The 22,917-nt window shown below is 61.4% G+C and carries 21 protein-coding genes; 11 read left to right on the top strand and 10 right to left on the bottom strand.

Features of this window, described 5'->3' with window-relative positions; genetic code table 11:
• Window positions 1–9: 9 nt before the first annotated feature.
• Window positions 10–738 carry an orotate phosphoribosyltransferase gene (locus AruPA_RS09385; protein ID WP_265636409.1) on the top strand — a complete coding sequence of 243 codons (729 nt, stop codon included), beginning with the start codon at window positions 10–12 and terminating at the stop codon, window positions 736–738.
• On the opposite strand, the gene AruPA_RS09380 is transcribed toward AruPA_RS09385, so the two are convergent.
• The 9 genes from AruPA_RS09380 to AruPA_RS09340 all read right to left on the bottom strand — a co-directional run bounded on the left by AruPA_RS09380 (window position 739) and on the right by AruPA_RS09340 (window position 10,089).
• Window positions 739–2,448, bottom strand: a complete 1,710-nt coding sequence (locus AruPA_RS09380) for a TadE/TadG family type IV pilus assembly protein (protein ID WP_265636408.1) — start codon at window positions 2,446–2,448, stop codon at window positions 739–741.
• The gene (locus AruPA_RS09375) at window positions 2,445–3,233 is read right to left on the bottom strand and encodes a TadE/TadG family type IV pilus assembly protein (RefSeq protein WP_265636407.1); all 789 of its coding nucleotides are present in this window, start codon (window positions 3,231–3,233) and stop codon (window positions 2,445–2,447) included. Before AruPA_RS09375 ends, AruPA_RS09380 begins: the two co-directional genes overlap by 4 nt.
• Before the next feature lie 8 nt (window positions 3,234–3,241).
• Complete coding sequence (locus tag AruPA_RS09370; protein ID WP_265636406.1) at window positions 3,242–3,892, bottom strand: TadE/TadG family type IV pilus assembly protein; 651 nt, start codon at window positions 3,890–3,892, stop codon at window positions 3,242–3,244.
• 59 nt (window positions 3,893–3,951) lie between these two features.
• Window positions 3,952–4,509, bottom strand: coding sequence for a nucleotidyltransferase family protein (locus tag AruPA_RS09365; RefSeq protein WP_265636405.1), 558 nt, complete (start codon window positions 4,507–4,509; stop codon window positions 3,952–3,954).
• Window positions 4,510–4,514: 5 nt separating this feature from the next.
• On the bottom strand, window positions 4,515–5,171 hold the full coding sequence (locus AruPA_RS09360; RefSeq protein ID WP_265636404.1) for a DUF1345 domain-containing protein: 657 nt from the start codon (window positions 5,169–5,171) through the stop codon (window positions 4,515–4,517).
• A 7-nt stretch (window positions 5,172–5,178) separates the two neighbouring features.
• Window positions 5,179–6,390: a phytanoyl-CoA dioxygenase family protein gene (locus tag AruPA_RS09355; RefSeq protein ID WP_265636403.1), complete on the bottom strand. Its 1,212-nt coding sequence runs from the start codon at window positions 6,388–6,390 to the stop codon at window positions 5,179–5,181.
• A gap of 184 nt (window positions 6,391–6,574) precedes the next feature.
• The gene (locus AruPA_RS09350) at window positions 6,575–8,215 is read right to left on the bottom strand and encodes an FGGY-family carbohydrate kinase (RefSeq protein WP_265636402.1); all 1,641 of its coding nucleotides are present in this window, start codon (window positions 8,213–8,215) and stop codon (window positions 6,575–6,577) included.
• Window positions 8,216–8,237: 22 nt separating this feature from the next.
• Window positions 8,238–9,185, bottom strand: a complete 948-nt coding sequence (locus tag AruPA_RS09345; RefSeq protein WP_265636401.1) for a sugar kinase — start codon at window positions 9,183–9,185, stop codon at window positions 8,238–8,240.
• 10 nt (window positions 9,186–9,195) lie between these two features.
• Window positions 9,196–10,089 carry a DeoR/GlpR family DNA-binding transcription regulator gene (locus AruPA_RS09340; RefSeq protein WP_265636400.1) on the bottom strand — a complete coding sequence of 298 codons (894 nt, stop codon included), beginning with the start codon at window positions 10,087–10,089 and terminating at the stop codon, window positions 9,196–9,198.
• Window positions 10,090–10,479: 390 nt separating this feature from the next.
• Between AruPA_RS09340 and AruPA_RS09335 the strand changes: the two genes are divergently transcribed.
• From AruPA_RS09335 to AruPA_RS09290, 10 genes are all read left to right on the top strand, one after another.
• A complete protein-coding gene (locus tag AruPA_RS09335) occupies window positions 10,480–11,793 on the top strand; it encodes a sugar ABC transporter substrate-binding protein (RefSeq protein ID WP_265636399.1) in 1,314 nt (437 codons plus the stop codon).
• 63 nt (window positions 11,794–11,856) lie between these two features.
• Window positions 11,857–12,771 carry a carbohydrate ABC transporter permease gene (locus tag AruPA_RS09330; protein WP_265636398.1) on the top strand — a complete coding sequence of 305 codons (915 nt, stop codon included), beginning with the start codon at window positions 11,857–11,859 and terminating at the stop codon, window positions 12,769–12,771.
• A gap of 10 nt (window positions 12,772–12,781) precedes the next feature.
• Window positions 12,782–13,603, top strand: coding sequence for a carbohydrate ABC transporter permease (locus AruPA_RS09325; RefSeq protein WP_265636397.1), 822 nt, complete (start codon window positions 12,782–12,784; stop codon window positions 13,601–13,603).
• An 8-nt stretch (window positions 13,604–13,611) separates the two neighbouring features.
• On the top strand, window positions 13,612–14,709 hold the full coding sequence (locus tag AruPA_RS09320) for an ABC transporter ATP-binding protein (protein ID WP_265636396.1): 1,098 nt from the start codon (window positions 13,612–13,614) through the stop codon (window positions 14,707–14,709).
• A gap of 33 nt (window positions 14,710–14,742) precedes the next feature.
• Window positions 14,743–15,516, top strand: coding sequence for an SDR family NAD(P)-dependent oxidoreductase (locus tag AruPA_RS09315; protein ID WP_265636395.1), 774 nt, complete (start codon window positions 14,743–14,745; stop codon window positions 15,514–15,516).
• 223 nt (window positions 15,517–15,739) lie between these two features.
• Window positions 15,740–17,239, top strand: coding sequence for a glucose-6-phosphate dehydrogenase (gene zwf / locus AruPA_RS09310; protein ID WP_265636394.1), 1,500 nt, complete (start codon window positions 15,740–15,742; stop codon window positions 17,237–17,239).
• Window positions 17,240–17,266: 27 nt separating this feature from the next.
• Window positions 17,267–19,081: a phosphogluconate dehydratase gene (gene edd / locus AruPA_RS09305; RefSeq protein WP_265636393.1), complete on the top strand. Its 1,815-nt coding sequence runs from the start codon at window positions 17,267–17,269 to the stop codon at window positions 19,079–19,081.
• On the top strand, window positions 19,078–19,713 hold the full coding sequence (eda, locus tag AruPA_RS09300) for a bifunctional 4-hydroxy-2-oxoglutarate aldolase/2-dehydro-3-deoxy-phosphogluconate aldolase (protein WP_265636391.1): 636 nt from the start codon (window positions 19,078–19,080) through the stop codon (window positions 19,711–19,713). Before edd ends, eda begins: the two co-directional genes overlap by 4 nt.
• Window positions 19,714–19,771: 58 nt before the next feature.
• A complete protein-coding gene (locus AruPA_RS09295; RefSeq protein WP_265636390.1) occupies window positions 19,772–21,118 on the top strand; it encodes a sugar porter family MFS transporter in 1,347 nt (448 codons plus the stop codon).
• Window positions 21,119–21,136: 18 nt separating this feature from the next.
• Window positions 21,137–21,601, top strand: coding sequence for a DUF983 domain-containing protein (locus AruPA_RS09290; RefSeq protein ID WP_265636389.1), 465 nt, complete (start codon window positions 21,137–21,139; stop codon window positions 21,599–21,601).
• Here the strand turns inward: AruPA_RS09290 and AruPA_RS09285 are convergent.
• Window positions 21,594–22,865 (bottom strand): sodium:proton antiporter, encoded by a 1,272-nt coding sequence (locus tag AruPA_RS09285; RefSeq protein ID WP_265636388.1) that lies wholly within the window; start codon window positions 22,863–22,865, stop codon window positions 21,594–21,596. The two genes, AruPA_RS09290 and AruPA_RS09285, sit on opposite strands and share 8 nt — an antisense overlap.
• Window positions 22,866–22,917: the final 52 nt, after the last annotated feature.

Raw genomic sequence — 22,917 nt, 5'->3', positions numbered from 1 at the left:
GGGTTGGATATGGCTGCGAGCATGGGTCACGCGAGCGACTGGGATCGGGATGCGGCATTGACCGCCGCACGGATCTTGCTGGAGATCAAGGCGGTGAATTTCCGCCCGGAGGAGGCTTATACCTTCACCTCTGGCTGGAAGGCGCCGGTGTATATCGATTGCCGCAAGATCATCTATTTTCCGCGCGCGCGCGCGAAAATCTGCGAGCTGGCGGTTGAAAAACTGACACGGCAGATCGGGTTCGAAACGATCGAGGCGGTGGCCGGCGGTGAGACGGCGGGGATTCCCTACGCGGCCTGGATTGCCGACCGGATGGCGTTGCCGATGGCCTATGTCCGCAAGAAACCGAAGGGGTTCGGCCGGAATGCGCTGATCGAGGGTGATGTGCCGGAAGGCAAGAATACGTTGCTCGTCGAAGACCTGACCACGGATGGCGGTTCGAAAATCCAGTTCGCCAACGCGCTGCGCGACGCCGGGGCAATCTGCGATCACGTGTTCGTGGTGTTTTTCTACGGTGTGTTCCCCGGTAGTCTGAACAAGCTGGCGGATATGGGCATATCACTGCATCATCTTTGCACGTGGTGGGATGTGCTGGAGGCCTGCCGCGGCGGCGATTACTTCCCCGAGGCGACGTTGACCGGTGTGCGTAAATTTCTGGAAAACCCGGTCGCCTGGTCGGCCGCGCATGGCGGCGTCACCAGTGCCGAAGAGGCAGCCGCTCATAAGGCGGCGAAGTGATTATTGCGTCAGGCGGATGGTGCTGCTCAGGGCGGATTTCAGCATGGCGTTCATCGCCGTACTGATATCCGCGGCATTGTTGGCCACGAAAAAATCGCTTGGGGATGATGCACAGGCTTGAAGCGCAGCTTCGTCAGGCGAGACTGCGTTAGGTCCAGGGACATAGCCCCCATCTGTCGTGCTGCTGGGTTCTGCATCTTCCTGCGTCGTGACTTGACTGGCGTTAACGTTTGGAAAGTCTTCCGTGAAATAGGGAGTCTGCGTGACTGACCAAGTCATGTAATACTGATTTGGTAATGGATTATAATCAACATATAAGACATATACTGTAAATCCAAGAGATTTAAAATTCTTGCAAACAGCAAGGTTTGACGGATAGGATGCGTTCTCAGCAATAGCGGACGTCATTTCGCCATTTTCACGAGTGCCCGTCGAGGCCGAATCCTGCATTCCATCAGTAACGATAAAAACATCCTTCTGCGGCGTTGCGGGTGTATTACCTGAACCGGCCGCGGTGATCGCGCTACCGAAACGAACCCCGTTGCTGTAGGTTCCGGTCAAAAGATCATGAACAGCGACAGGAAAATCGGTCTCGCAACACGCATAACCAACATTTGGTAATGTTGGAACAGGCGCCGTTGGGTTTTTATAATAATCGATCGCATCGACTGCTGACAGTGCACCGGGAAGGTTGGTCGATGCTTCCTGATTAGTCGTTCCAGTCTGCGGCTGGTTTGGGAACAGGGGAGCAATATCACTGTTGAATTGATAAACACCAACCGAAAATTGGTCCGGAGCTTGTTCATTAGCTTCCATAGACGAAATGACATTCTCCGCCGCGCTGGTTACGACATCGCTCCGCAACCGAACACCGTACTCACGGGCGATCCCATACAAATCGTTGTTATTGGCATCTGTATGGCAGGCAAACCCGCAGGGTGATTCCGGCCCCGTGTATCCTGGATCACAGGTACCTGAGATGTTGGAGGTTGATCCGTCAGCCTGATAATGAGCGACTTGCGTCATATCGATATCCAGTGCCGGATCGCTCTGGTCGTATGCACCCATCCCGTTGATCGCTGTCCAGTTCAGCGAATTTGGTAGGCAGACCGAGTGGTCTTCGAGCTTCAAGATATCATTCGGCGTGGCACCGATATCCATGGACCCTGAGTTATCCAACAGCATCAGAATTTCCACGTAGGAATAGGTCGATAGCGCACCCGCGGTACCGGTAATCGTCCAGTTGGTAGTGCTAGAGAAAAGTGGGTCGAAAAACGGCGGGTAGGTGCCGGTGTAGGCGACTGTTGCGGTAAAACCGGCGGGATTGGTCGGCGATAGATTGGTGTTGGATTGCACCGTGACGTCCGGATTGTTCGATCCGGTAACGCTGGCGGTCGGCAGCTTGCCGAGCTGGGCCCAGAACCAGGCGGTGCCAGCGGTTGCGCCGGCGGCATCGGCATCAGCAATGGCGGTGGCGGCCGAGAGCGGTGGGTTCTGGTTGATTTCGGCGGTATAGGTTTCGGTGGCGGCCCGGATCGCATGGGTGGCAGCGGCGTCAGCCGCGAGGCTGATCTGTGCGCGTGCCTGGACATAGAAAGAAAAATCGATCGACAACGCGACCAGCATCGCCATCGGCACAAGCGAGACGCCGAAAATAATCGCGATCGCACCGCGCCTATCTCGCACAAGCTGACGGATATGCGCGATCATGTCCCTGGCTCCGCATAATTAGGATTGACGCAGTACGATCCACCCGGGGCGTTCTGAAGACCCGTAAGCGTCGTGTATTGCTGATCCGGCGATAGTGGTGTCGCGTTGCCGCTGGCATCGACAGATGCGGCTTTTACGCTGCGTACTGGCCAGAAACCGATCGCCGTAAGGTCGAACGGTGTCTTCGTATAGGTCAGCAGAAGGGGCCGATATTTGATGAATACATTAACCACGAGGATCGGGTCCGGCCACGACGTCGCATTGGTCGTGACGTCCAGGGTCGGCACCGTGCCCAGCGGGCCGCCGCCTGGAGGCGTCTGTACGAGTTGCTGACAATCGCTCTGACCCAGAAGCGCTTCATACGGAACCAGCCCGCTGTCGCCGCCGGTATAGGCTACGCTCCAGGCGACATTTGCGGTGTAATTACAGGTTATTCCGGGGCTTGGAACGCATCCCGCAGTGGTCGGCTCAAACACTACGGCGGAAATCGTCACACCGGTATCGCCGGCACCATAGCCCTGCTGATGCGCGCGCAGCGCCGGAATTTCAGCGAAAATGGTCGAGGCTTCGAACTGCACCTGTGCGTAGGTGAGCGATGTCGATCCATCCGCCTGTACCGCGAGGCTGCTTGCCGAAGCTGCAATACTATGCGCGGCGGCATACACTTGCTGATTGATCATCATCGGTTCAGAGAGTTCGTATACACCGAACAGCAGGGCGAGCATCAGCGGTAAGACCAGAGCGAACTCGAGCGCCGCGACGGCCCGCCGGTCGTGCAGGATCATCGACGGCCTCAGCATGGGTTCGAAGCTTCAAGCGGCGCAAATCCCTCGGTCTCAAATCCGGCGGTGGCCAGTAGCGGTGTTACCGATGTGCCGTTATAGGTCACCACAGTGCCCAGTAACTGCCCCATAAAGCTAGGCGCGGTATAGATCACACTGATCATAATCGCCTCGTTCGGGCCGGCGTTGCAAAACCCGGTTGCCCCGCTGCTCGTCGCACATTGGCTCGGCCCGATGTCCGACCCGGCCCCGCCGTAATCGCCGAGTTGCAGAGTACCGCCCGCAATCGGCAGGGTGCCGGTCGTGGCATCGTAGAAATCGCTGCATGTATTGGTATCGATCTGTTCGACGCGGACATAAATATTGTTGCAGTCGATTAACCCATAGGTGTTGGGGCAGACCACGTTGCTGATGAACTGGGCCTGGCTCGTCGCCGCCGGTGCGGTGCCGGTCTGCATCTGCCGCGCGGTGGCCTGCACCGCGTTATTCAGCACTTCATTGGTGAACAGATCGTAGGCCACATTGAAGACAAACAGCAGTGCGAGCAGAAAGATCGGCCCCACCATCGCAAATTCCAGCGCAAAGGCGCCACGCCGGTCCGCGCTCAGCGGCGCATGACAGGCCCATAAACGGACGCGATCGTTCGAGCGGCGTTCACCCATGGTCGCACCGTTATCAAAAAATGCTTAACCAATCGTTACCGCTCGCGGGTCCGCACCGCTCAGCCCGGCTCGATCCGCAGGTGCGGCCATCGGCGCTGATAACTCAGGCATTTTTCGGCAAGTCGCGCCGTCAGCGCAACATCCGGGTTCGGTCGCAAGATGCCTTCAGCGATATCAACAAGTCCAAACGGCGCGAACACCTGCCCGCATTTCGCCCTGATCCCGACGCAGGTGCCGCGCACCGGAAACCGCGCCATGCCATCCTCGCTCGACCGGAGCACCGGGTAATCCGTGCCAAATCGGTCGCGGTACCATAAATGGACCCGCGCTTGATTTTTTACGTCGATGGTCACGCCAAGGTCGGCACAGGCGCCGGCCACACGGCGAATCACGCGGTCTTCCGCCTCCCATGAAAGGTCGGCCGGATCATAATAAAACACATCGTGGTCAACGATCTGTTCATCCGGCGGCCGACCCGTCTGAAGATTCCAGACGGTCTGGAACAGGCAGCCCGCCGTGAGCCAGGCATCAGCCAGGCTAATATCAGGCAGCCGCTCCAGCAATGCGCGATTGACAGTATTCCGACGGATGATGTCGCCAAACACCGCCGCGTCCATTGCCGTCAGAAAATACCGGCCGCGATATTGATGGTGAGGGCCAATACCACTGTGTTGAACATATACCCGATCAGGCCCTGCAATGTCGCCAGCCGGCGCATCTTACGCCCGGTTATGTTCACATCCGACACCTGGAAGGTCATGCCGAGAACGAAGGAAAAATAAATGAAATCCAGATAATCCGGCGCATCCTCGCCGGGAAAGTTCAGCCCGCCTTCAGGCCCGGCATCGGTATCGGCGTAATATTCATGCGCGTAGCGGTAGGCGAACGTCACCTGGGTCATCAGCCAGGACGCAACCAACGTCAGGCCGACCAGCGCAACATACTCGCCGTGATGGCCCTTAAGCTTGGCAAGGCCCGAAAAAATCACGATCGCGGTGAAGCTCATGATCGTGCCGATCAACGTCAGGGCAAATAGGGTCCATTCACCCTCCTCCTGCCGGGCCGCGTCGGCTGCGATCCGGGTATGATCGGCGCTGATAAAATGAGTGGCCGCCAGAATCAGGAAGACAGTGACGAAAATATCCCAGGCCAGGACGCCGCGCGTGGTCAGGGGCAAAGCATGCGGCAGAAACGGGAACGCGATCAGCCCGCACACGAGACCGGAAAACAAACGCGGACGACCAAGGATGATTCGTAGCGGCAGAATCGGCTGAGGCATGCCTCCGTTAATAGACGACCGTGCTGTAATAGCCAGAGGTCTCATGCTGCCGCAGATCGCAGCGGCCGGCCTCGAAGGAGAGCGGCGCGATATCGGCGGGGCAATAATGCGTGACGACACTGCGCCGCGTCGCATTGTTTGAAATCGGTTTGCCCCCATGCGCGAGGTCGGCGTGCCAGATCAAGACGTCACCGGCTTTGGCGAGCAGGCTTTCCTCGCGCAGGCCCTGGCCCTCGGCGTGGCGGATGATGGCACGGCCGTGCTGTTCTTCCGCCTCGCGCAGCGAATTGCCACCCGCAATGTTCATTCGCATCGCCTCGTGCAGGCTCTTGTAGCGATCGGCATAGATGAAATCCGGCGCCCGCTGGCTGCCCGGGAAATAGACGAGTTCGCCCGCACCTTCCGTCACGTCTTCGAGTGCGATCCACGATGCAGCGAACCGGCGGGCCTGCGAGTAGACCACATAAGCGGTGTCCTGATGCGCCGGCTGACCGGAACCGCGCAGAAACCCGAGACTTTGCGAAGCGAGTGGCGGCCGCTCGAAGATCAGATGCAGGAAATGTATGATGGCAGGGGCAAAGATCAGATCGCGCGTCGCTTGGGAATGCCAGTGCAGATCGAGCGCCTTGGCTGGCCGCGAATTGATTTCGGGCCGCCATGGCATGTCGTTCGGGCTTAGACTCAGGCATTGGAACAACAGGGAAGGCATCCCGCCCTGATAGGCGCGATCGAGATCGGTGCAGGCGACATCGAGCAGGTGGGACGGTATCGCGCAGGGCAAAATTACGTAGCCATTGGCAATCCAGTCGCGCAGCAAAGCGGCATCGCCATCACTCAGCGCGCCGATTGCATGTCGGCCGGCGATGGTATCGTCCGCGTCCGGCGCGTCGGTCCACAGCCCACCAAACCGGGCCGTCATGCGTGACGGGTTTTCCGGCCGCGGTGCACCGGGGTTCGGCAGATACCCGCGATAACGGCCAATCCGCTGCCAATGATCCCAGGCACCCCGCGCGCGGCCGTTCTCGATGTCGATCGTCGCCATCGGATAAATTCGGCCATACCACGCAGCGTCGAACACCGGCGCGCAGATGCGCCCCTCTTCGCGGCCGTGCAGCCGGTAGTGGTGATAGCCGTTGACGAAATATCCAGCAGCGATGCCGTCGACGACATCGGGATTGACCGCGAGATAGTAATCCTCGTCATACGGCTCCTTCGGCAAATTCGCACATATGCTCGCCCCGTGCAAAATGCCGGAAGGAGCACCAATCTCTTCTACAATACTTTCGTCCAATTTTTTTATCTCGATCTCAATATCGTATTACTTGTCTTTGATTGAACCAATACTTTGTACTCAGCAATATCAGCGAAATGTGTTGGAGGCAAGGACGAAGTTGACGAGCGCACTAAGCGTTCATCAACACACGATACGACATCTGATCGTCATGAAGTTTCCGAAATACCCGATATTTACGATCGTGATACGACCGCAATGCCGCATCCGGCTCGATCACGTCGCCGCTGCGGCTCATCGCACCCATCGCGCGCCGCACATCAGGATACACGCCGCCGGCAACCGCACCGAGAATCGCAGATCCCAGGAGAACCGCCTCTGGCTCCGCCGGAAGTACGATTTTGCAGCCGGTGGCATCGGCATGCTCGCGCAGAAACACCGGATTTTTGGTGCCGCCCCCGGTCGCGAAAATCGTATCGATCAGATATCCGCTCTCATTCATGGTCTCGATGATATGGCGGGTGCCGTAGGCAACCGCCTGGATCGTCGCGAGATAGAGCCGCGCGCAATCCTCTGGCGTGGCGGATAGCGCCAGACCGCTGATCATGCCGCGCAACGTTGCATCGGCGCGCGGCGAGCGATTACCGTTGAAATCGGCTAACACGTGCAGGTTCGCCGTGAGCGGTGCCAACGCCGCTCCGCTGGCCAGACCGTCCAGGATGTTGTTCAACACCTGGTACACCGTTTGCCCTCGCTCGCGTGCCTGTTCGGCGAGCGCCGGATACGCAGCATGCGTGCCAATGATATGGTCTATCAACGCGCCGGTCGCCGATTGGCCACCCTCGTTCAGCCAGAACCCGGGTACCATCGCCGAGAAATATGGTCCCCACACACCCGGCACGAAGGTGGGATCGCGTGTCACCGCCATATGACAGGACGACGTGCCGCCGATCAGCGCAAGACGTGTGCGCAGCGCCGCATCGTCAGGCAAGGCACCGTCAAACGTCGCGCCGATCACCCCGATTCCGCCGGCATGGGCATCGATCGCTGACGTTCCAACCGGGATCCCCGCTTCCAGCCCGAACGCCGCCGCAGCATCGCGGCTCAACCCGCGCCCCAGTGGCGTACCGATCGGCAGAATCGTGGTGCCGATCCGCGCAAACCCTTCTTCGGCGAGGTCGCCGAGCCCGATCGCGCGGATGAACGCTTCGTCCCACCGGTTCTCGTGGCCGCTATAGGTCCATTTGCAGACGGTCGAGCACAGGGAGCGGGATGCATCGCCGGTGGCACGAAACGTCAGATAATCCGGCAGGTCGAAAAAATACGCGGCCCGCCGCCAGGTCTCCGGCGCGTGCTCGCGCAGCCAGAGCAGTTTCGGCATCTGCATTTCGAGGGAGATGCGCCCCCCGACGTAGCGCAGCACGTCGTGATCGGCAGCATTGATTGCGTCGGCTTGCGCCAGGGCCCGATGATCCGCCCATAAAATGATATTCTGCTCCGGCTCACCATCGGGATCGACGCTGAGCGGTGCTGCATGCGCGTCCAGCACCACCAGCGAACAGGTTGCATCGAAGCCGATGCCCCGCACCGTGACATCAAGCCCCGCCGTGGCCACCGCGGCACGCACCGCATCGCTCACCGCTGCCCAGATATCGGCGCTCGACTGCTGGATGAAGTCGTCGCGCGGCCGCCACGCGCGGATCGGGCGAACCGCACTGCCGCGCATCGCCCCGCTCAGGCTGAACACACCCGCGCGCGCACTGCCTGTCCCGACATCGATGCCGATGACGCAGTCCTTGTCAGAGGAATTCATCGCTGCCTGTCTCCAGCCGTGATCAAATGGTTGCCGCAGTCGCGATGAACCGATCGAGCGTCACGAAATCTTCGATCCCTTCCATGCCGCCTTTTTTCGAGGCCGCCAGCGCGCCGGCAGCATTGGCATAGGTCAGTGACCGCTCGGTGTTCATGCCGTTCAACAGGCAGGTGACGAATGCGGCATCAAAACAATCGCCCGCACCGGTCGGGTCGGCCTCTTCGATCGCGAAAGCCGGCAGATCGAAACTTTCCGTTCGGCTGCGGAAACTCACACCCTTGCGGTTGCGTTTGTGCACGACCATACGGATGCCCATCCCGAGCAGTTCCTCGATTGCCGCACGTTCCGAGCGTGCCTCGGTCGGCAGCAGAATTTCAGGGCCGGATGGCATGAAGATGTCGGTGTAGCCGAGCATGAATTCCAGCCCCGCGCGCATTTCCGGTATCGTCAGCATCTCCTTGCGGATATTCGGATCGAACGAAATGACGGCGCCGTTTGCCTTGGCCAGTTCGATCGCCTTTTTCATTTCATCTATGATATGAAATGAAAACAGGGACGTACCCATGATATGAAAATGCGCGCACTGCGCCAGCATCCCCCGCGCGGCTGCATCGATACTGATCCGTCCGGCGGCACTGCGCTTGAGGTTGAACAGAAAATCTCGATCACCATCGTCGCGATAGCGCACGAAGGCGCTCGCAGTCACCTGATCGGGATCGACGCGAACCGCGCTGACATCGACGCCATCAAGCTTGAGCCGGTCGACGCACAACCAGCCAAAATCATCATCCCCGACGCAGGAAATGATCCCCGCATCAGCGCCGAGCCGGGCAGCCTGGGCGGTGAAGGTTGCCGGCGCGCCGCCCGGAAACGGTCCCAGCAGCCGCCCTGGTTCGCGAAATCCCTGACCTCGATCTTCGGCCAGAATGTCGACCAGGATCTCGCCCATCGTCACGATCATCCCGGCCATGGCAACGCAATCATGGCATGGCTCCGGTACTGTGCGCCCGCCGGGCTGCTGTGCGGACGAAATTGGAAAAATGCGCCTCGCCGCCGGTGTCGGACTCTACCGGGCGAAACCCGGCATCCAGCAGAATGTCGCGCGCGCGGTTGCTGGGTGGGCCGGGTAGAATGATGTCGGTCGCGACGCCCAACGGCAGCTGGGCGGCCCGCCGCTCCAGCGAGAGCGCGGGACTGCTGACTAAAACGATACTGCGTTCGGCGCGTCGGGCGGCCGCCTCGCTCAGCCGCTCGGCCGCCTTCGAGGTCAATAGAAGGGCCGAGTCGGCGGATAACGCGTCGGCGTCGAGTACCGCCCAGCCGAGCGGGTAATGATCGAGGCTGCGCACAGCGTTACCACCTTCGAAACTACCACTCTCCGCACCAATCTCCCCGCCAAGACAGTAGATCCGCGCATCGAGGCAGGTACGCGCCAGCGCAATTGCTTCGACATTCGTCAGCAACACGGCAATGCCCGGAATATCGGCAAGCCACGGGATGATCTGCGTGGCCAGGGGACCAGGGCCGATCATCACGGTCTGGTCCGCGCCGATCAGTCCCTGCGCGCGTCGCAGCATCGGGACGATCAGCGATTTCGTCAGCGTCATACCGGCCGGCCGGTCACGCGGCGCATTCGATTTCGCGGCAATCGCCTTACCGAAACTCCGGACGATCAATCCTTGTTCTTCGAGATACGTCAGATCGCTCCTGATAGTGACCTCGGACACCATCAGGGCCGTACTAAGCTCATCAACCCGCATCTGGCCGTGCTGACGGATCCAGTCGGCAATCTGTAGCCGGCGCTGCAGCACGGCGCTCTTTGCACCGACCGTCATCGTTGTCGTTCCGGACGAACCATGGCGTATCGATGCCATCGATTTAGCATCAGGTCTATAGGTTTCGAAATGAAAGTTCGCCGGGTGGGGCATGGTTGCTGGCGCGCCTCCGATCGCTGCGGGTTGCCTGAATAACAGGCGATTTATCGTCAAAATCGCATGTAAAAATTCCATTGACTTTCCAAACGAAAGTCCGCTACCTGCGTTTCAGAAGACGTGGCCCAGCTGCGCATGACGAACATGAGGAAACGACCAAACCGCACCGACCCGATGAGGGCGCTGCCCGTTTGCTTTCATTTCCGTTCGAACTGGCCCCCTGGGTCCGCCTTGCGCAGGTCGATCTGCGCCGCCGGCGCGCGTGATTCGCATCGGCCTGAAGTCGAGACAAATGAAATGAACCAGGTTCGTTCAATGAGGGAGATACGCTTGATGAAAAGACATATCGCCTACACGTTTGGCGGCATCGCGATGGGCTTATTGGGTCTGATGTCCAGTGCCGCCGCCGAGACGCTGACGATCGCGACCGTGAACAATCCCGATATGCTGCAGATGCAGAAATTATCGCCCCAGTTCACCAAGGAAACCGGCATCAAGCTCAATTTCGTCGTCCTGCCGGAAAACACGTTGCGCCAGCGTGTCACCACCGATATCGCAACGAATTCCGGCAATTTCGATATCGTCACGGTGGGTTCGTATGAGGTCCCCATCTGGGGTAAAAGCGGCTGGCTGACGCCGATCAAGGGCCTCCCCGCCAGCTACGATGTCGCCGATATCTTTCCCTCGGTTCGCAAGGGCCTGTCTTACCAGGGCTCGCTCTACGCGTTGCCGTTCTATGCCGAAAGTTCGGTCACATACTACCGTAAGGATCTGTTCAAGGCGGCTGGTATCACCATGCCAGCCCACCCGACGTATAAGGAAATCGAGCAGTACGCCGCGAAAGTGAACGACCCCGCCAAGGGTATTTATGGCATGTGTCTCCGGGGACTACCGGGCTGGGGCGAGAACATGGCGTATTTCGATACGCTGGTGAACACCTTCGGCGGTCGCTGGTTCAACATGAAATGGCAGCCGCGGTTGGATAGCGCGGCCTGGAAAAAGGCCGCCGATTATTATGTGAACATCGAAAAGAAATACGGCCCCCCGAACGTGACGTCGAACGGCTTTACCGAGAACCTCGCCCTGTTCAGCCAGGGCAAATGCGGTATGTGGATCGACAGCACCGTTGCGGCCGGCTCGCTGTGGGACCCGAAAACGTCGAAAGTGGCCGCGGATGTCGGCATGGTCGATGCCCCGGTGGCGGTCACCCCCAAGGGTGCCCACTGGCTCTGGGCCTGGTCGCTCGCCATCCCCAAGACGACACGCCACAAAGCCGATGCGATGAAGTTCCTGGAATGGGCAACGTCAAAGAGCTATATCGCGCTTGCCGGCAAGACCTTCGGCTGGGTGCAGACCCCGCCGGGAACGCGCATCTCGACCTACGCGAATCCTAACTATATCAAGGCCGCACCGTTCGCAGCCATGGTCAAAAAGGCGATCCTGAGCGCCGATCCAACCGATCCGACCCTCAAGAAGGTGCCCTACACCGGCGTTCAATTCGTCGCGATCCCGCAGTTCGAGGGCATTGGTACCGAAGTGGGGCAGCAGATTGCAGCGGCCCTGTCAGGTCAGAAAACGGTCGATGCCGCCCTTTCTCAGGCCCAGGCCGCGACCAGCAGGACCATGAAGGAAGCCGGGTACAAATAATCAGGAAATCGCGGCAGCGCTGCCCCGAGGCGGCGCTGCCAATACTTTGAAAAGGGTGGGACGATGGACCAGGGCGTTGCGGTTACCAACACCAGCACTGAAGTGCGGTCCGGCCGCAGCGCGCGACAGGTCAACACGCTACCGCTCCTGCTGCCGGCGGTCATCCTGTTGCTCCTGTGGTCCATCCTGCCTCTGCTGCGCACGATTTTCTATTCATTCGAAAACTACAACCTGATGACCCCGCCTGCCGTCTTTAACGGCGGCCTGAATTATCGCTACCTCTTCACCGATATCTCGACCTGGATTGCCATCAAAAACAGCGTCGTTCTGGTGCTGGGCGTCCTGGCCGCGTCGGTCATATTCGGCACGCTGATAGCGTTGCTCCTGAATAACGATTTCCCCGGCCGCAATATCGCACGATTACTTGCCATCGCGCCGTTTTTCGTGATGTCGCCGGTTGCAGCGCTGATCTGGAAAAATCTGTTGCTCGATCCGGTCAGCGGTCTGTTCGGCTGGTTCATGACGCTGCTGGGCCTGCACCCGATCGCGTGGTTCAGCACGGCGCCGATGCTGTCGGTCGTGATGATCTATTCCTGGCGCTGGATTCCGTTCGCAACGCTCATTCTGCTCACCGCGCTACAATCTCTCGACACCGACCAGCTCGAAGCCGCGCGGATGGATGGAGCCAAAGGTTTCGCGCGGCTGCGCTACATCGTCCTGCCCCATTTGCTGCGACCGATCTCGATCGTCATCATGCTGGAATCGATCTTCCTGCTTTCCGCGTTCGCGGTGATCTACACGACCACAAACGGCGGCCCCGGTGATGCGACAACCACTTTGACCTATCTGATCTTCATCAAGGCTCTGAACGATTTCTCGATTGGCAGCGCCTCCGCTGCCGGCGTGTTCGCTATCGTGCTGGCCAATGTGCTGGCAATGTTCCTCATCCGCGCCGTCTCGCGCAACTTGCAGGCATGAGGGCGCCATCATGAAACCAACGGCTTCAAGCCAGATCGTCTTCGGCGTTCTCGCCTGGATCGCGGCGCTGGTCATGTTCTTCCCGATCCTGTGGATGATCGTGACCGCCTTTAAAACCGAAGGCCAGGCCATCGCCATTCCGCCGCTGATCCTGTTTGCCCCGACCATCCGAAGCTTTGTCGATGCCACGGCCAATGCGGGCTACCTGCTGTTCGCCATGAACAGCGTGATCGTCAGCGTCGGCTCGACGGTGCTCGCCATCGCGATTGCTTTTCCGGCAGCCTACGCGCTCGCATTCTTTCCAACCAAGCGCACCGAATTCACCCTGATGTGGATGCTTTCAACCAAAATGCTCCCCGCCGTCGGTGTGCTGATGCCCATCTACCTCGGGATGAAAGCGATCGGGTTGCAGGATACCAGGATCGGTCTGGTCGGGCTCGACACGTTGATGAACCTGCCGATCGTCGTCTGGATGCTCTACTCGTTCTTCAAGGAAATTCCAGGTGAAATTCTCGAAGCTGCCCGCGTCGACGGTATTGGGCCGCGCCAGCAGATGTGGCATCTGCTGCTGCCCCTCTCGGGTCCCGGCATTGCTTCCACCGCCCTGCTCTCAGTGATCCTGTCCTGGAACGAGGCGTTCTGGAGCATCAACGTCACCGCCTCCCACGCCGGCACGCTCGCCGCCTACATCGCGCGATTTTCCGCACCGGAAGGCTTGTTCTGGGCAAAATTATCGGCGGCGTCGGTTCTGGCGGTTGCCCCCATTCTTGTATTTGGCAGTCTGACGCAGCGGCGCCTGGTGCGCGGCCTGACGTTCGGCGCCGTGAAATAGAGGCAGTCATGGCAAAACTCATCCTGCAGAACGTCGAAAAACGCTACGAAACCTTCCACGCGATCAAAGGTATCGACCTGTCGATCGACGACCGTGAATTTGTCGTCTTCGTCGGCCCCTCGGGCTGTGGCAAGACAACGTTGCTGCGCATGATCGCCGGCCTTGAAGACATCACCGGCGGCGACTTCAGTATCGATGGTGTCCGCGCGAACGACATCCCGCCCGACAAACGCGGCCTCGCGATGGTGTTTCAGACCTATGCCCTTTATCCGCACATGACGGTCGCCGAAAACATGGGCTTTGCCCTGAAAATGGCGAAAGTGCCGCGTGATGAAATCAAGGCCAAGGTCGCCCATGCCGCCGCGATGCTGCAACTCGACAAGGTGCTCGATCGCCGCCCGAAGGCGCTGTCCGGCGGCCAGCGCCAGCGCGTTGCGATCGGCCGCGCTATCGTTCGTAACCCGAAAGGATTTCTGTTCGACGAGCCGCTCTCGAATCTTGACGCCGCTCTGCGCGTGCAGATGCGTACCGAGCTGGTCAAGCTGAACAAGCAGCTCCAGACCACCATGATCTACGTCACGCACGATCAGATCGAGGCGATGACCATGGCCGATCGCATCGTTGTGCTCCACGCCGGTATCGTCGAACAGGTCGGCAGCCCGCTTGAGCTTTATAATAACCCGGCGAATTTGTTCGTCGCCGGCTTTATCGGCTCGCCCAAGATGAACCTGCTCGAAGGCGTTGTGACCGCCCGCGACGACCAGCATGTCGAGGTCAAACTCGACGATGCAGGGACCGTTGCCGTCATGGCCGCGCGCATCGCCGTTGCCCCCGGCACGCGCGTCACCGTCGGCATGCGCCCTGAACATACGGCGCTGGTATCCGACGGCCCGATCGGTGGTGTTGCCGATTTTGTCGAGCATCTCGGCAACGAGACGCTGGTCTACGTCAAGCGGCCGGATGGGCGGCAGATGATCGTGAAGGCCGATGATCTGGCAGGCGTCCGCATGGGCGATGCGGTGACCATGGCGCCGAAGGGCGATCGCTCCGTACTGTTCGGGCCGGACGGCAAGGCGTTGCTGCGGCGCGAGTTTCATCTGCACTGAGCGCAGTCAAGTTTGATAACCAGAGGAGCGACGATGTATCTCGAAAAATTCAATCTCAAAGGTCGTAATGCGTTCGTCACCGGCGGCGGTCGTGCCATCGGTCTCGCGTGCTCCACCGCTCTTGCCGAGGCTGGAGCCCACGTCGTGATCGCGGATCGGGATGCGATGGTGTGCGAGGAAGGCAAGGCCTCGCTCGCAAAACTCGGTTATTCCGCCGAAAGCATCGTGCTCGATGTCACCGACAGCACCGCCGTGAACGAGGCTGCGGCATCGCTCAACGAAAAGCTTGGATCGATTGATATCCTGGTCAATAACGCCGGCATCGCCCGCTCCGGCACCGCCGCCGAAGACACCACTGACGAACATTGGCTCGATGTCATCAACGTCAATCTGAACGGCACGTTCTACTGCGCACGTGCATTCGGCAAAGCCATGCTCGCGCGGAAAAGCGGTGTCGTCGTCAACATCGGCTCGATGTCGGGCTTCATTTCCAACAAGCCGCAGAAGCAGAGCTTCTACAACGCCTCGAAAGCCGCGGTACATCACCTCACCCGTTCCCTGGCCGGCGAATGGGCCGATCGCGGTGTGCGCGTCAACGCGGTCGCCCCCACCTATATCGACACACCGCTGACCCGATTCGGCATGGAAGACGAAGACCTCAACCGCATCTGGCTCGACATGACGCCGATGCACCGCGTCGGTCAGCCCCATGAAATCGCCTCCGTCGTGTTGTTCCTCGCCTCGGAGGCGTCGAGCCTGATGACGGGGTCGATCGTGCTGGCTGATGGCGGTTATTGCGTCTGGTAAAGGGTAGCGAGGAAGGACTTCTTTTTTGGAAAAAAAGAAGCAAAAAACTTTCCAACCCTGGGGCACCGGCGGTTTCACGGGCACGGCCCAGATTAGCAAAGTTTTTTTTGGTTCTTTTTTGTTCACAAAAAAGAATACCTTCCTGCTGCGTTTACCCGCCCGAGTTGAGTTACCCCTTCCGCCGCCCTATAATCATGGTCGCAGTTGCGAATAGGTCTGATCCATGAATTTCTCCCAGCCGATCATCGAGCCGTTCGATTACATCGTCTTCGGCGGCACCGGCGATCTCGCAAAACGGAAATTGCTCCCCGCCCTCTACCACCGCGATCTCGACGGCCAACTGCCGGAAACCTCTCGCATCATCGGCTCGGCCCGCGCGGAGATGACGCGCAAATCGTTCCAGACATTGGTCCAAAAAAGCCTCGAGGAATTCGTCGGGCCGGATCCGCTCGACAAGACCGTTCTGAAGCGCTTTCTCGAACGGCTCTATTTCATCTCCTGCGATGCCACGGCCGCCCGCGGCTGGCCCGACCTCGCCAAATTGCTCAACCACGAACCGCGCGCCATCCGGGTATTCTACCTCGCGACATCACCGGAACTCTACGGCACCATCGCCGACAACATCCACGCCCACAAGCTGCAAACACCGGAAACCCGCATCGTGCTCGAAAAGCCGATCGGCCACGATCTCGCCTCCGCGCGCGAAATCAACGACCGGGTCGGCGCCGTGTTCGAAGAGCGTAACATTTTCCGTATCGACCATTATCTCGGCAAGGAAACCGTGCAGAACCTGCTGGTCCTGCGCTTCGCCAATTCGCTGTTCGAACCGGTCTGGAACCATAACGGTATCGACCACGTCCAGATCACCGTCTCCGAAACCGTCGGTGTCGAAGAACGCGGCGGCTATTACGACCACACCGGCGCCATGCGCGACATGATCCAGAACCACCTGATGCAGTTGCTCTGCCTCGTCGCCATCGAGCCGCCTTCCACGCTCGACCGCGAGGCGGTGCGTGACGAAAAAATCAAGGTCCTGAAATCACTCGCCCCCATCACGCAAAATGAAATCTCGACCAAAACCGTACGTGGTCAGTACCGCGCCGGTGCCATCAACGGTGGCCCCGTCAAGGCCTATGCCGATGAAAAGGACATCGTGCCCGGCTCGACCACCGAGACCTTCGCCGCTCTCAAGGTCGAGGTGAAAAACTGGCGCTGGGCCGGCGTGCCGTTCTACCTGCGCAGCGGCAAGCGCCTGCCCGAAAAAGTCTCCGAAATCGTCATCCAGTTCAAACCGGTGCCGTACTGGATTTTCCCGACCGGCTCCGATCACGCCCAACCCAACCGCCTGGTCATCCGCGTGCAGCCGAACGAACATATCCGGCTGCATCTCTGGACCAAGGAGCCCGGACCCGGCGGCCTGCGCCTGCGCAACGCCCCGCTCAACCTCAGCTTCGCCGAAACCTTCAAAGGCCATCTGCCCGATGCCTATGAGCGTCTGCTGATGGATGTGGTGCGCGGCAACGCCACCCTGTTCATGCGCCGTGATGAGGTCGAAGCCGCCTGGGAATGGACCGAGAGCATTCTCGATGGCTGGAAAAACTCGGGCGAGCGTCCGAAACTCTATACCGCGGGCACCTGGGGTCCCTCCGAGGCGATCGCCATGATCGTGCGCGACAATCGCACATGGTTCGACGAACAGGCCGGCGATTATCCCGGCGACTGACATGACGTTAGAAAGCGAGCCTCAGCCATGCTGAACGATAGAATTGCCCGCGTGACCGATCGCATCCGCGAGCGCAGCCTCACCGGCCGATCCGCCTATCTCGCGCGCATCGAGGCCACGGCCAAACGCGGCGTCCACCGCAGCGCCGTAGGCTGTGCCAACCTTGCCCATGCCGTCGCCGGCTGCTCGCCGGCCGATCAGGCCGATCTGAAGCGCGACGACAAACCCAATATCGGCATCGTCACCTCCTTCAACGACATGCTCTCGGCGCATCAACCGTTCGAGCGTTTCCCCGACATCATCAAAACCGCCGTGCGCGCGGCGGGCGGCATCGCTCAGGTCGCCGGCGGCGTGCCCGCGATGTGCGACGGCGTCACCCAGGGCCGCGAGGGGATGGAACTCTCGCTGTTCTCGCGCGATGTCATTGCCATGGCCACCGCCATCGCCCTCTCGCACGATGTGTTCGACGGCGCCCTGCTGCTCGGCGTGTGCGACAAAATCGTCCCGGGCCTCGTCATCGCAGCGCTCACTTTCGGCCATCTGCCGTCGATTTTCGTCCCCGCCGGCCCGATGCCCTCGGGCATTTCAAACACCGAAAAATCGCGCATCCGCCAGTTGGCCGCCGAAGGCAAAATCGGCCGCGCCGAACTGCTCGAAGCCGAAGCCGCCTCCTACCACAGTCCCGGGACCTGCACCTTCTACGGCACTGCCAATTCCAATCAGATGCTGATGGAAATCATGGGCCTGCATCTGCCCGGCGCCTCTTTCGTCAACCCTAACACTCCGTTGCGCGACGCACTGACCGAAGCGGCATCCCGGCGCATTCTGGAAATCACCGCACGCGGCAACGAATTCACCCCGGCCGGCGAAATGATCGATGAACGCGCCGTGGTCAACGGCATGGTCGGTCTGCTCGCGACCGGCGGTTCCACCAATCACACCATCCATCTGGTCGCCATGGCGCGCGCCGCGGGCATCCACATCAACTGGCGCGATTTCTCGGATCTGTCGGACGTGGTGCCCTCGCTCGCGCGCATCTACCCGAACGGCCCGGCCGATGTGAACCAGTTCCAGGCTGCCGGCGGCATGCCGGTCCTGATCGGCTCGCTGCTCGACCACGGCCTGCTGCACGGCGATGCCGCCACGGTCTGGAGCCGAGACGGCATGGCGGCCTACCGCGACCAGCCCGGCCTCGAAGACGGTGTTCTGCGCTGGAAACCCGCCCCCGCCGCAAGCACCGACACCGCCATCCTGCGGGATGCCACAGCACCGTTCAGCGCGGATGGCGGGTTGAAGATCATGCACGGCAATCTTGGTGAGGCGGTCGCTAAAATCTCGGCGGTCAAGCCCGAGCACCGCATCGTCGAGGCGCCAGCCCTGGTGTTTCGCAGCCAGGAAGCGTTGCAAGCGGCATTCAAGGCCGGCGAACTGCACCGCGACTTCATCGCCGTCGTCACCCACCAGGGCCCGATGGCCAACGGCATGCCGGAGCTGCACAAACTCACCCCGCCGCTCGGCGTCTTGCAGGATCTCGGCTTCAGGGTCGGGCTGGTCACCGATGGCCGGATGTCCGGCGCCTCCGGCAAGATCCCCGCCGCCATCCACGTCACGCCGGAATGCGCGCGCGGCGGCCCGCTCGCCAAACTCCGCGACGGCGACATGATCCGGCTCGACTGCACCGCCGGTGTCCTGCGCGTGCTGGTCGATGAGGCGGAATTCGCAGCGCGCCCCCTGCCGGAGGTCGATCTGGCGGCCAACCATCACGGCATCGGCCGTGAATTGTTCGGCGCCTTCCGTGCCGCCGTGGGCGGTGCCGATGTCGGCGCGAGTGTCTTCGCATGATCGATCAGGGGCGCCTCGCCGAACTGCTTGCCATCTCGCCGGTCATCCCGGTCCTCACCATCGAGGATGTCGCCCACGCGGTCCCGCTCGCCCGCGCGCTGCTCGAAGGCGGCATCGGCGTGGTCGAAGTCACCCTGCGCACCCGCGCGGGCCTGCCCGCCATGGCGGCGATGGTGGCCGAAGTGCCGGGCATGGTGGTCGGTGCGGGCACAGTGCTCACCGCCGCGCAATACCGCGCGGTCGATGAGGTCGGGGCCCAATTCGTGGTCTCGCCCGGGTCCAGCCCGCTGGTGCGCGAAGCCGCCGCGCGCAGCAAAGTGCCATTCCTGCCCGGCGCCGCCACCCCGACCGAGGTTCTGCATCTGCTCGAAGACGGCTATCAATGGCAAAAATTCTTCCCCGCCGAACCGGCCGGTGGCATTCCCATGCTCAAAGCCATCGGCGCGCCGATCGCCGACGTCCGCTTCTGCCCGACCGGTGGCATCACCCGCGGCAATGCGCATGATTACCTGGCCCTTGCCAACGTCGTCTGCGTTGGCGGGTCGTGGCTCACCCCGGCGGATGCGATGCGCGATGGCGACTGGCGGCGCATCACCACGCTCGCGGCCGAAGCGGCGGCATTGAAACGGTAAGTGCTACTGGCCATTTCCCCGTGATCGTCGCGCAAAGACGGTCAAAGGGAGAGAAGCGATGCGGTTTACCCTGATTGCCGTCGTGGCCGGCCTCGGCGGCTTGTTGTTCGGCTACGATACGGGCGTGATTTCCGGTGCCCTGCTGTTCATCCGCCACGTTTTTCATCTCGATGCGACCATGCAGGGCGTCGTCGTCGCCATCGCTCTTGCGGCCGCCGCGGTCGGTGCTGCCTTTGCCGGTGTGCTGTCCGACCGGTTCGGCCGCCGCATCGTGCTGCTGATCACCGCCGTCATCTTCGTCACCGGCGCGCTGGTCTCGGCAGTCGCCTGGAGTGTGCCAATCCTGTTGACCGGCCGCGTCCTGGTCGGTGGTGCCATCGGCGTCGCCTCGATGGTGACGCCGCTCTATCTCTCCGAAATCGCCCCGCCCGATAAGCGCGGCGCGGTCGTCACCATCAACCAGTTCTACATCACCTTCGGCATCGTCCTGTCCTATGGCGTCGGTTATCTGCTGTCGCACGGCGGCAATGGCTGGCGCTGGATGCTCGGTCTCGGCGCGCTGCCTGGCATCGTGCTGTTCATCGGCATGCTGACCCTGCCCGAAAGCCCGCCATGGCTCGCCGGCAAGGGGCGCGACGACGACGCGCGCAAGGCGCTGCGCTACCTCCGCGCCGGCAGCGATGTCACAGGTGCCGTGGCCGATCTCAAGCGCGATGTCATGGCCCGGTCCGAACGCGCGGCCCCCTGGTCCGAGCTGTTCGCCAGCAAAGCCCGCCGCCCGCTGATCATCGGCGTCGGCCTCGCCATTTTCCAGCAGGTGACCGGCATCAACACAGTCATCTATTTCGCCCCCACCATCTTCCAGAAGGCAGGGCTGCCTTCCGCCTCCGCCGCCATCCTGGCCACCGCGGGCGTTGGCCTGGTCAATGTGATCATGACGCTGGTGGCCATGCGCCTGCTCGACGTGGTGGGCCGCCGCCGCCTCCTGCTCACCGGGCTGGTCGGCATGCTGGTCACGCTGATCATGCTCGCGGGCGGCTTCATGGCCGGGCTGCACGGCGGCCTCGCCTGGGTCACGGTCGCCTCGGTCGCCGCCTATGTCGCCTTTTTCGCGATCGGCCTCGGTCCGGTATTCTGGCTGCTGATCGCCGAAATTTTCCCATTGGCGGTGCGCGGCCGCGGCATGTCGCTCGCGACGATCGCCAACTGGAGCTTCAACATGCTGGTCTCGATCACCTTTCTTGACCTGGTGCACGGTTTCGGCCGTGGTCCGACCTTCCTGATCTACGCGGCCATGACGCTGGCGACCCTGATCTTCACTTGGTTCCTGGTGCCCGAAACCAAGGGCCGCAGCCTCGAGGATATCGAGGCGGCACTGGAAGGCGAAGCCGCCCTGACGGCCTGACCCCGATCGGAGAGACCGATGACCCTGCCGCCGAAACTCCCCCTGCCGGTGCAACGCTGGTCACGCCGGCCGCCGTCCCGCGTCACGACCTTCACCATGCCCGGATGGGGCAGGGCGCTCGCGCGCGGCGCCGCCATGCGCTGCCCCGCCTGCGGTCGGGCCTCGGCCTTCGCCAACTGGTTCGTCATCCGTGCCCGCTGCCCGCGTTGTGACGCCCCGCTCGGTCTGGTGCCATGCGATACGCTGCCACCTTACCTTACCATCGTGATCGGCCTTGCGATCATCGGCGCCGGCCTGCTGATCGCGGACCGCGACGGCGGCCTGCGCTACACCACCTCGCTGCTTGTGTTCATCCCACTGGCAATCGTGCTGCAACTGACCCTGCAACGCCCGATCAAGGGCATCGTACTCGCCATGATGATGAAACTTGACCTGATTCGCTCGGGCATCGGCCCTGACGACCCGAACCCCGCGGTCAGATGAAGAACAGAATGGTCTGCACGATCAGCAGCGGTCCCAGCACCAACCCCGCGGCCGCGCAATAGCCGAAAAAACCCGGCATCGGCACCCCACGCCGCGCCGCGACTGCCCGGATCATCAAATTCGGCGCATTGCCCAGATAGGTCACCGCACCGAAAAACACCGATCCCGCCGAAATCGCGGCCAGCAGCCGGGCAGGGGGGACGATCAAATGCGCCGCATCACCCCCCGCCGCCTGGAAAAACATCAGATACGTCGGCGCGCTATCGAGCAACGCCGAGCACAGCCCCGCCAGCCAGAACCACAGCGCCGGATTTCGCCCGAGTGGTGCCGTCTGCAGCAGATGCAGCACCGGCGGGATCGTCGCGAAAATCGCAAAGAACAGAACCGCGATTTCCCCCATCGGCCCCCAGGCGAAGCGATTGCGGGCGCGAATGCCCGCCGCCGTGCCGCGTTCGGAAATCAGCGTCACGATCGCGGCGAGCAGCGTCAGCGCCACCTGCGCCGCCGGCAACCGCGCCGGCCCGACTGCCAGCATCGGCCCCGGCACCAGCCCCGATAGCGTAATCGCGCCAACGAACAGGATCAGCAGGACAATGTTCAACCCGCCGCGCAGGCGCAATCGCGTCGATGGGGCCACCGGTTCGCGCACCGCCAACCTTCGGTCGATGCCATAGGTCAGCGCCAGCACCGGTGCCGCGATCACCACCACCGGCCATGCCAGGTGCAGCGTCGGCCAGAAAAACGGCACGCCGCGCAGAAACCCGATCAACAGCGGCGGGTCGCCCAGCGGGCTGAGCGCACCGCCCGCATTCGCCACCAGAATAATGAAGGCAAGCACCAGATGCCGCCGCTCGCGTCGCGCGCCATTTGCGGCCAGGAGCGGGTGGATCAGCAGCAGCGCCGCGCCGATCGTCCCCATCACCCCGGCCAGCACGGTGCCAATCGCCAGGAGCAGCACGTTGCCGCCCGGCCGCCCCCATGGCCCGCCCGCGATCAGCACGCCGCCGCCGAGTGTGTACAGCGCCATCAGGATCGCAATGAACGGCAGGAAATCACCCGCTGTTGCAACCCACAACCCGTCCAATGCCGCCACCGGCCCCGCGCGTACTGATGTCAGCGCAAGGCCGAGCGCCACCCAAAGCAAGGTAATGGGCACCATCCGCCGGTGCCACAGGTGCGGTGCCAGCCCCGGCAGCAGCGCAAAGCTGAGCAGTGTGCCGATGAACGGCAGCATGGATGGTATCGCACCAGCCAGGCTTGTCATCGCGTCCTGCCCGCGCGATGTCGTCTCACACCCCGGCTGATTTGCGCCGCCG

It is taken from the genome of Acidiphilium sp. PA (assembly GCF_026191915.1).
In the GTDB taxonomy this organism is placed as follows: Bacteria; Pseudomonadota; Alphaproteobacteria; order Acetobacterales; family Acetobacteraceae; genus Acidiphilium.
The sequence above is the reverse complement of the archived record's forward strand: the minus strand, read 5'-3'. Positions and strand labels throughout refer to the sequence as shown.

Coding starts and splice junctions, on each gene's coding strand:
- AruPA_RS09385 (WP_265636409.1), top strand. CDS start 10: ATGGCTGCGAGCATGGGTCACGCGAGCGACTGGGATCGGGATGCGGCA.
- AruPA_RS09380 (WP_265636408.1), bottom strand. CDS start 2,448: ATGATCGCGCATATCCGTCAGCTTGTGCGAGATAGGCGCGGTGCGATC.
- AruPA_RS09375 (WP_265636407.1), bottom strand. CDS start 3,233: ATGATCCTGCACGACCGGCGGGCCGTCGCGGCGCTCGAGTTCGCTCTG.
- AruPA_RS09370 (WP_265636406.1), bottom strand. CDS start 3,892: ATGGGTGAACGCCGCTCGAACGATCGCGTCCGTTTATGGGCCTGTCAT.
- AruPA_RS09365 (WP_265636405.1), bottom strand. CDS start 4,509: ATGGACGCGGCGGTGTTTGGCGACATCATCCGTCGGAATACTGTCAAT.
- AruPA_RS09360 (WP_265636404.1), bottom strand. CDS start 5,171: ATGCCTCAGCCGATTCTGCCGCTACGAATCATCCTTGGTCGTCCGCGT.
- AruPA_RS09350 (WP_265636402.1), bottom strand. CDS start 8,215: ATGAATTCCTCTGACAAGGACTGCGTCATCGGCATCGATGTCGGGACA.
- AruPA_RS09345 (WP_265636401.1), bottom strand. CDS start 9,185: ATGGCCGGGATGATCGTGACGATGGGCGAGATCCTGGTCGACATTCTG.
- AruPA_RS09340 (WP_265636400.1), bottom strand. CDS start 10,089: ATGGCATCGATACGCCATGGTTCGTCCGGAACGACAACGATGACGGTC.
- AruPA_RS09335 (WP_265636399.1), top strand. CDS start 10,480: ATGAAAAGACATATCGCCTACACGTTTGGCGGCATCGCGATGGGCTTA.
- AruPA_RS09330 (WP_265636398.1), top strand. CDS start 11,857: ATGGACCAGGGCGTTGCGGTTACCAACACCAGCACTGAAGTGCGGTCC.
- AruPA_RS09325 (WP_265636397.1), top strand. CDS start 12,782: ATGAAACCAACGGCTTCAAGCCAGATCGTCTTCGGCGTTCTCGCCTGG.
- AruPA_RS09320 (WP_265636396.1), top strand. CDS start 13,612: ATGGCAAAACTCATCCTGCAGAACGTCGAAAAACGCTACGAAACCTTC.
- AruPA_RS09315 (WP_265636395.1), top strand. CDS start 14,743: ATGTATCTCGAAAAATTCAATCTCAAAGGTCGTAATGCGTTCGTCACC.
- zwf (WP_265636394.1), top strand. CDS start 15,740: ATGAATTTCTCCCAGCCGATCATCGAGCCGTTCGATTACATCGTCTTC.
- edd (WP_265636393.1), top strand. CDS start 17,267: ATGCTGAACGATAGAATTGCCCGCGTGACCGATCGCATCCGCGAGCGC.
- eda (WP_265636391.1), top strand. CDS start 19,078: ATGATCGATCAGGGGCGCCTCGCCGAACTGCTTGCCATCTCGCCGGTC.
- AruPA_RS09295 (WP_265636390.1), top strand. CDS start 19,772: ATGCGGTTTACCCTGATTGCCGTCGTGGCCGGCCTCGGCGGCTTGTTG.
- AruPA_RS09290 (WP_265636389.1), top strand. CDS start 21,137: ATGACCCTGCCGCCGAAACTCCCCCTGCCGGTGCAACGCTGGTCACGC.
- AruPA_RS09285 (WP_265636388.1), bottom strand. CDS start 22,865: ATGACAAGCCTGGCTGGTGCGATACCATCCATGCTGCCGTTCATCGGC.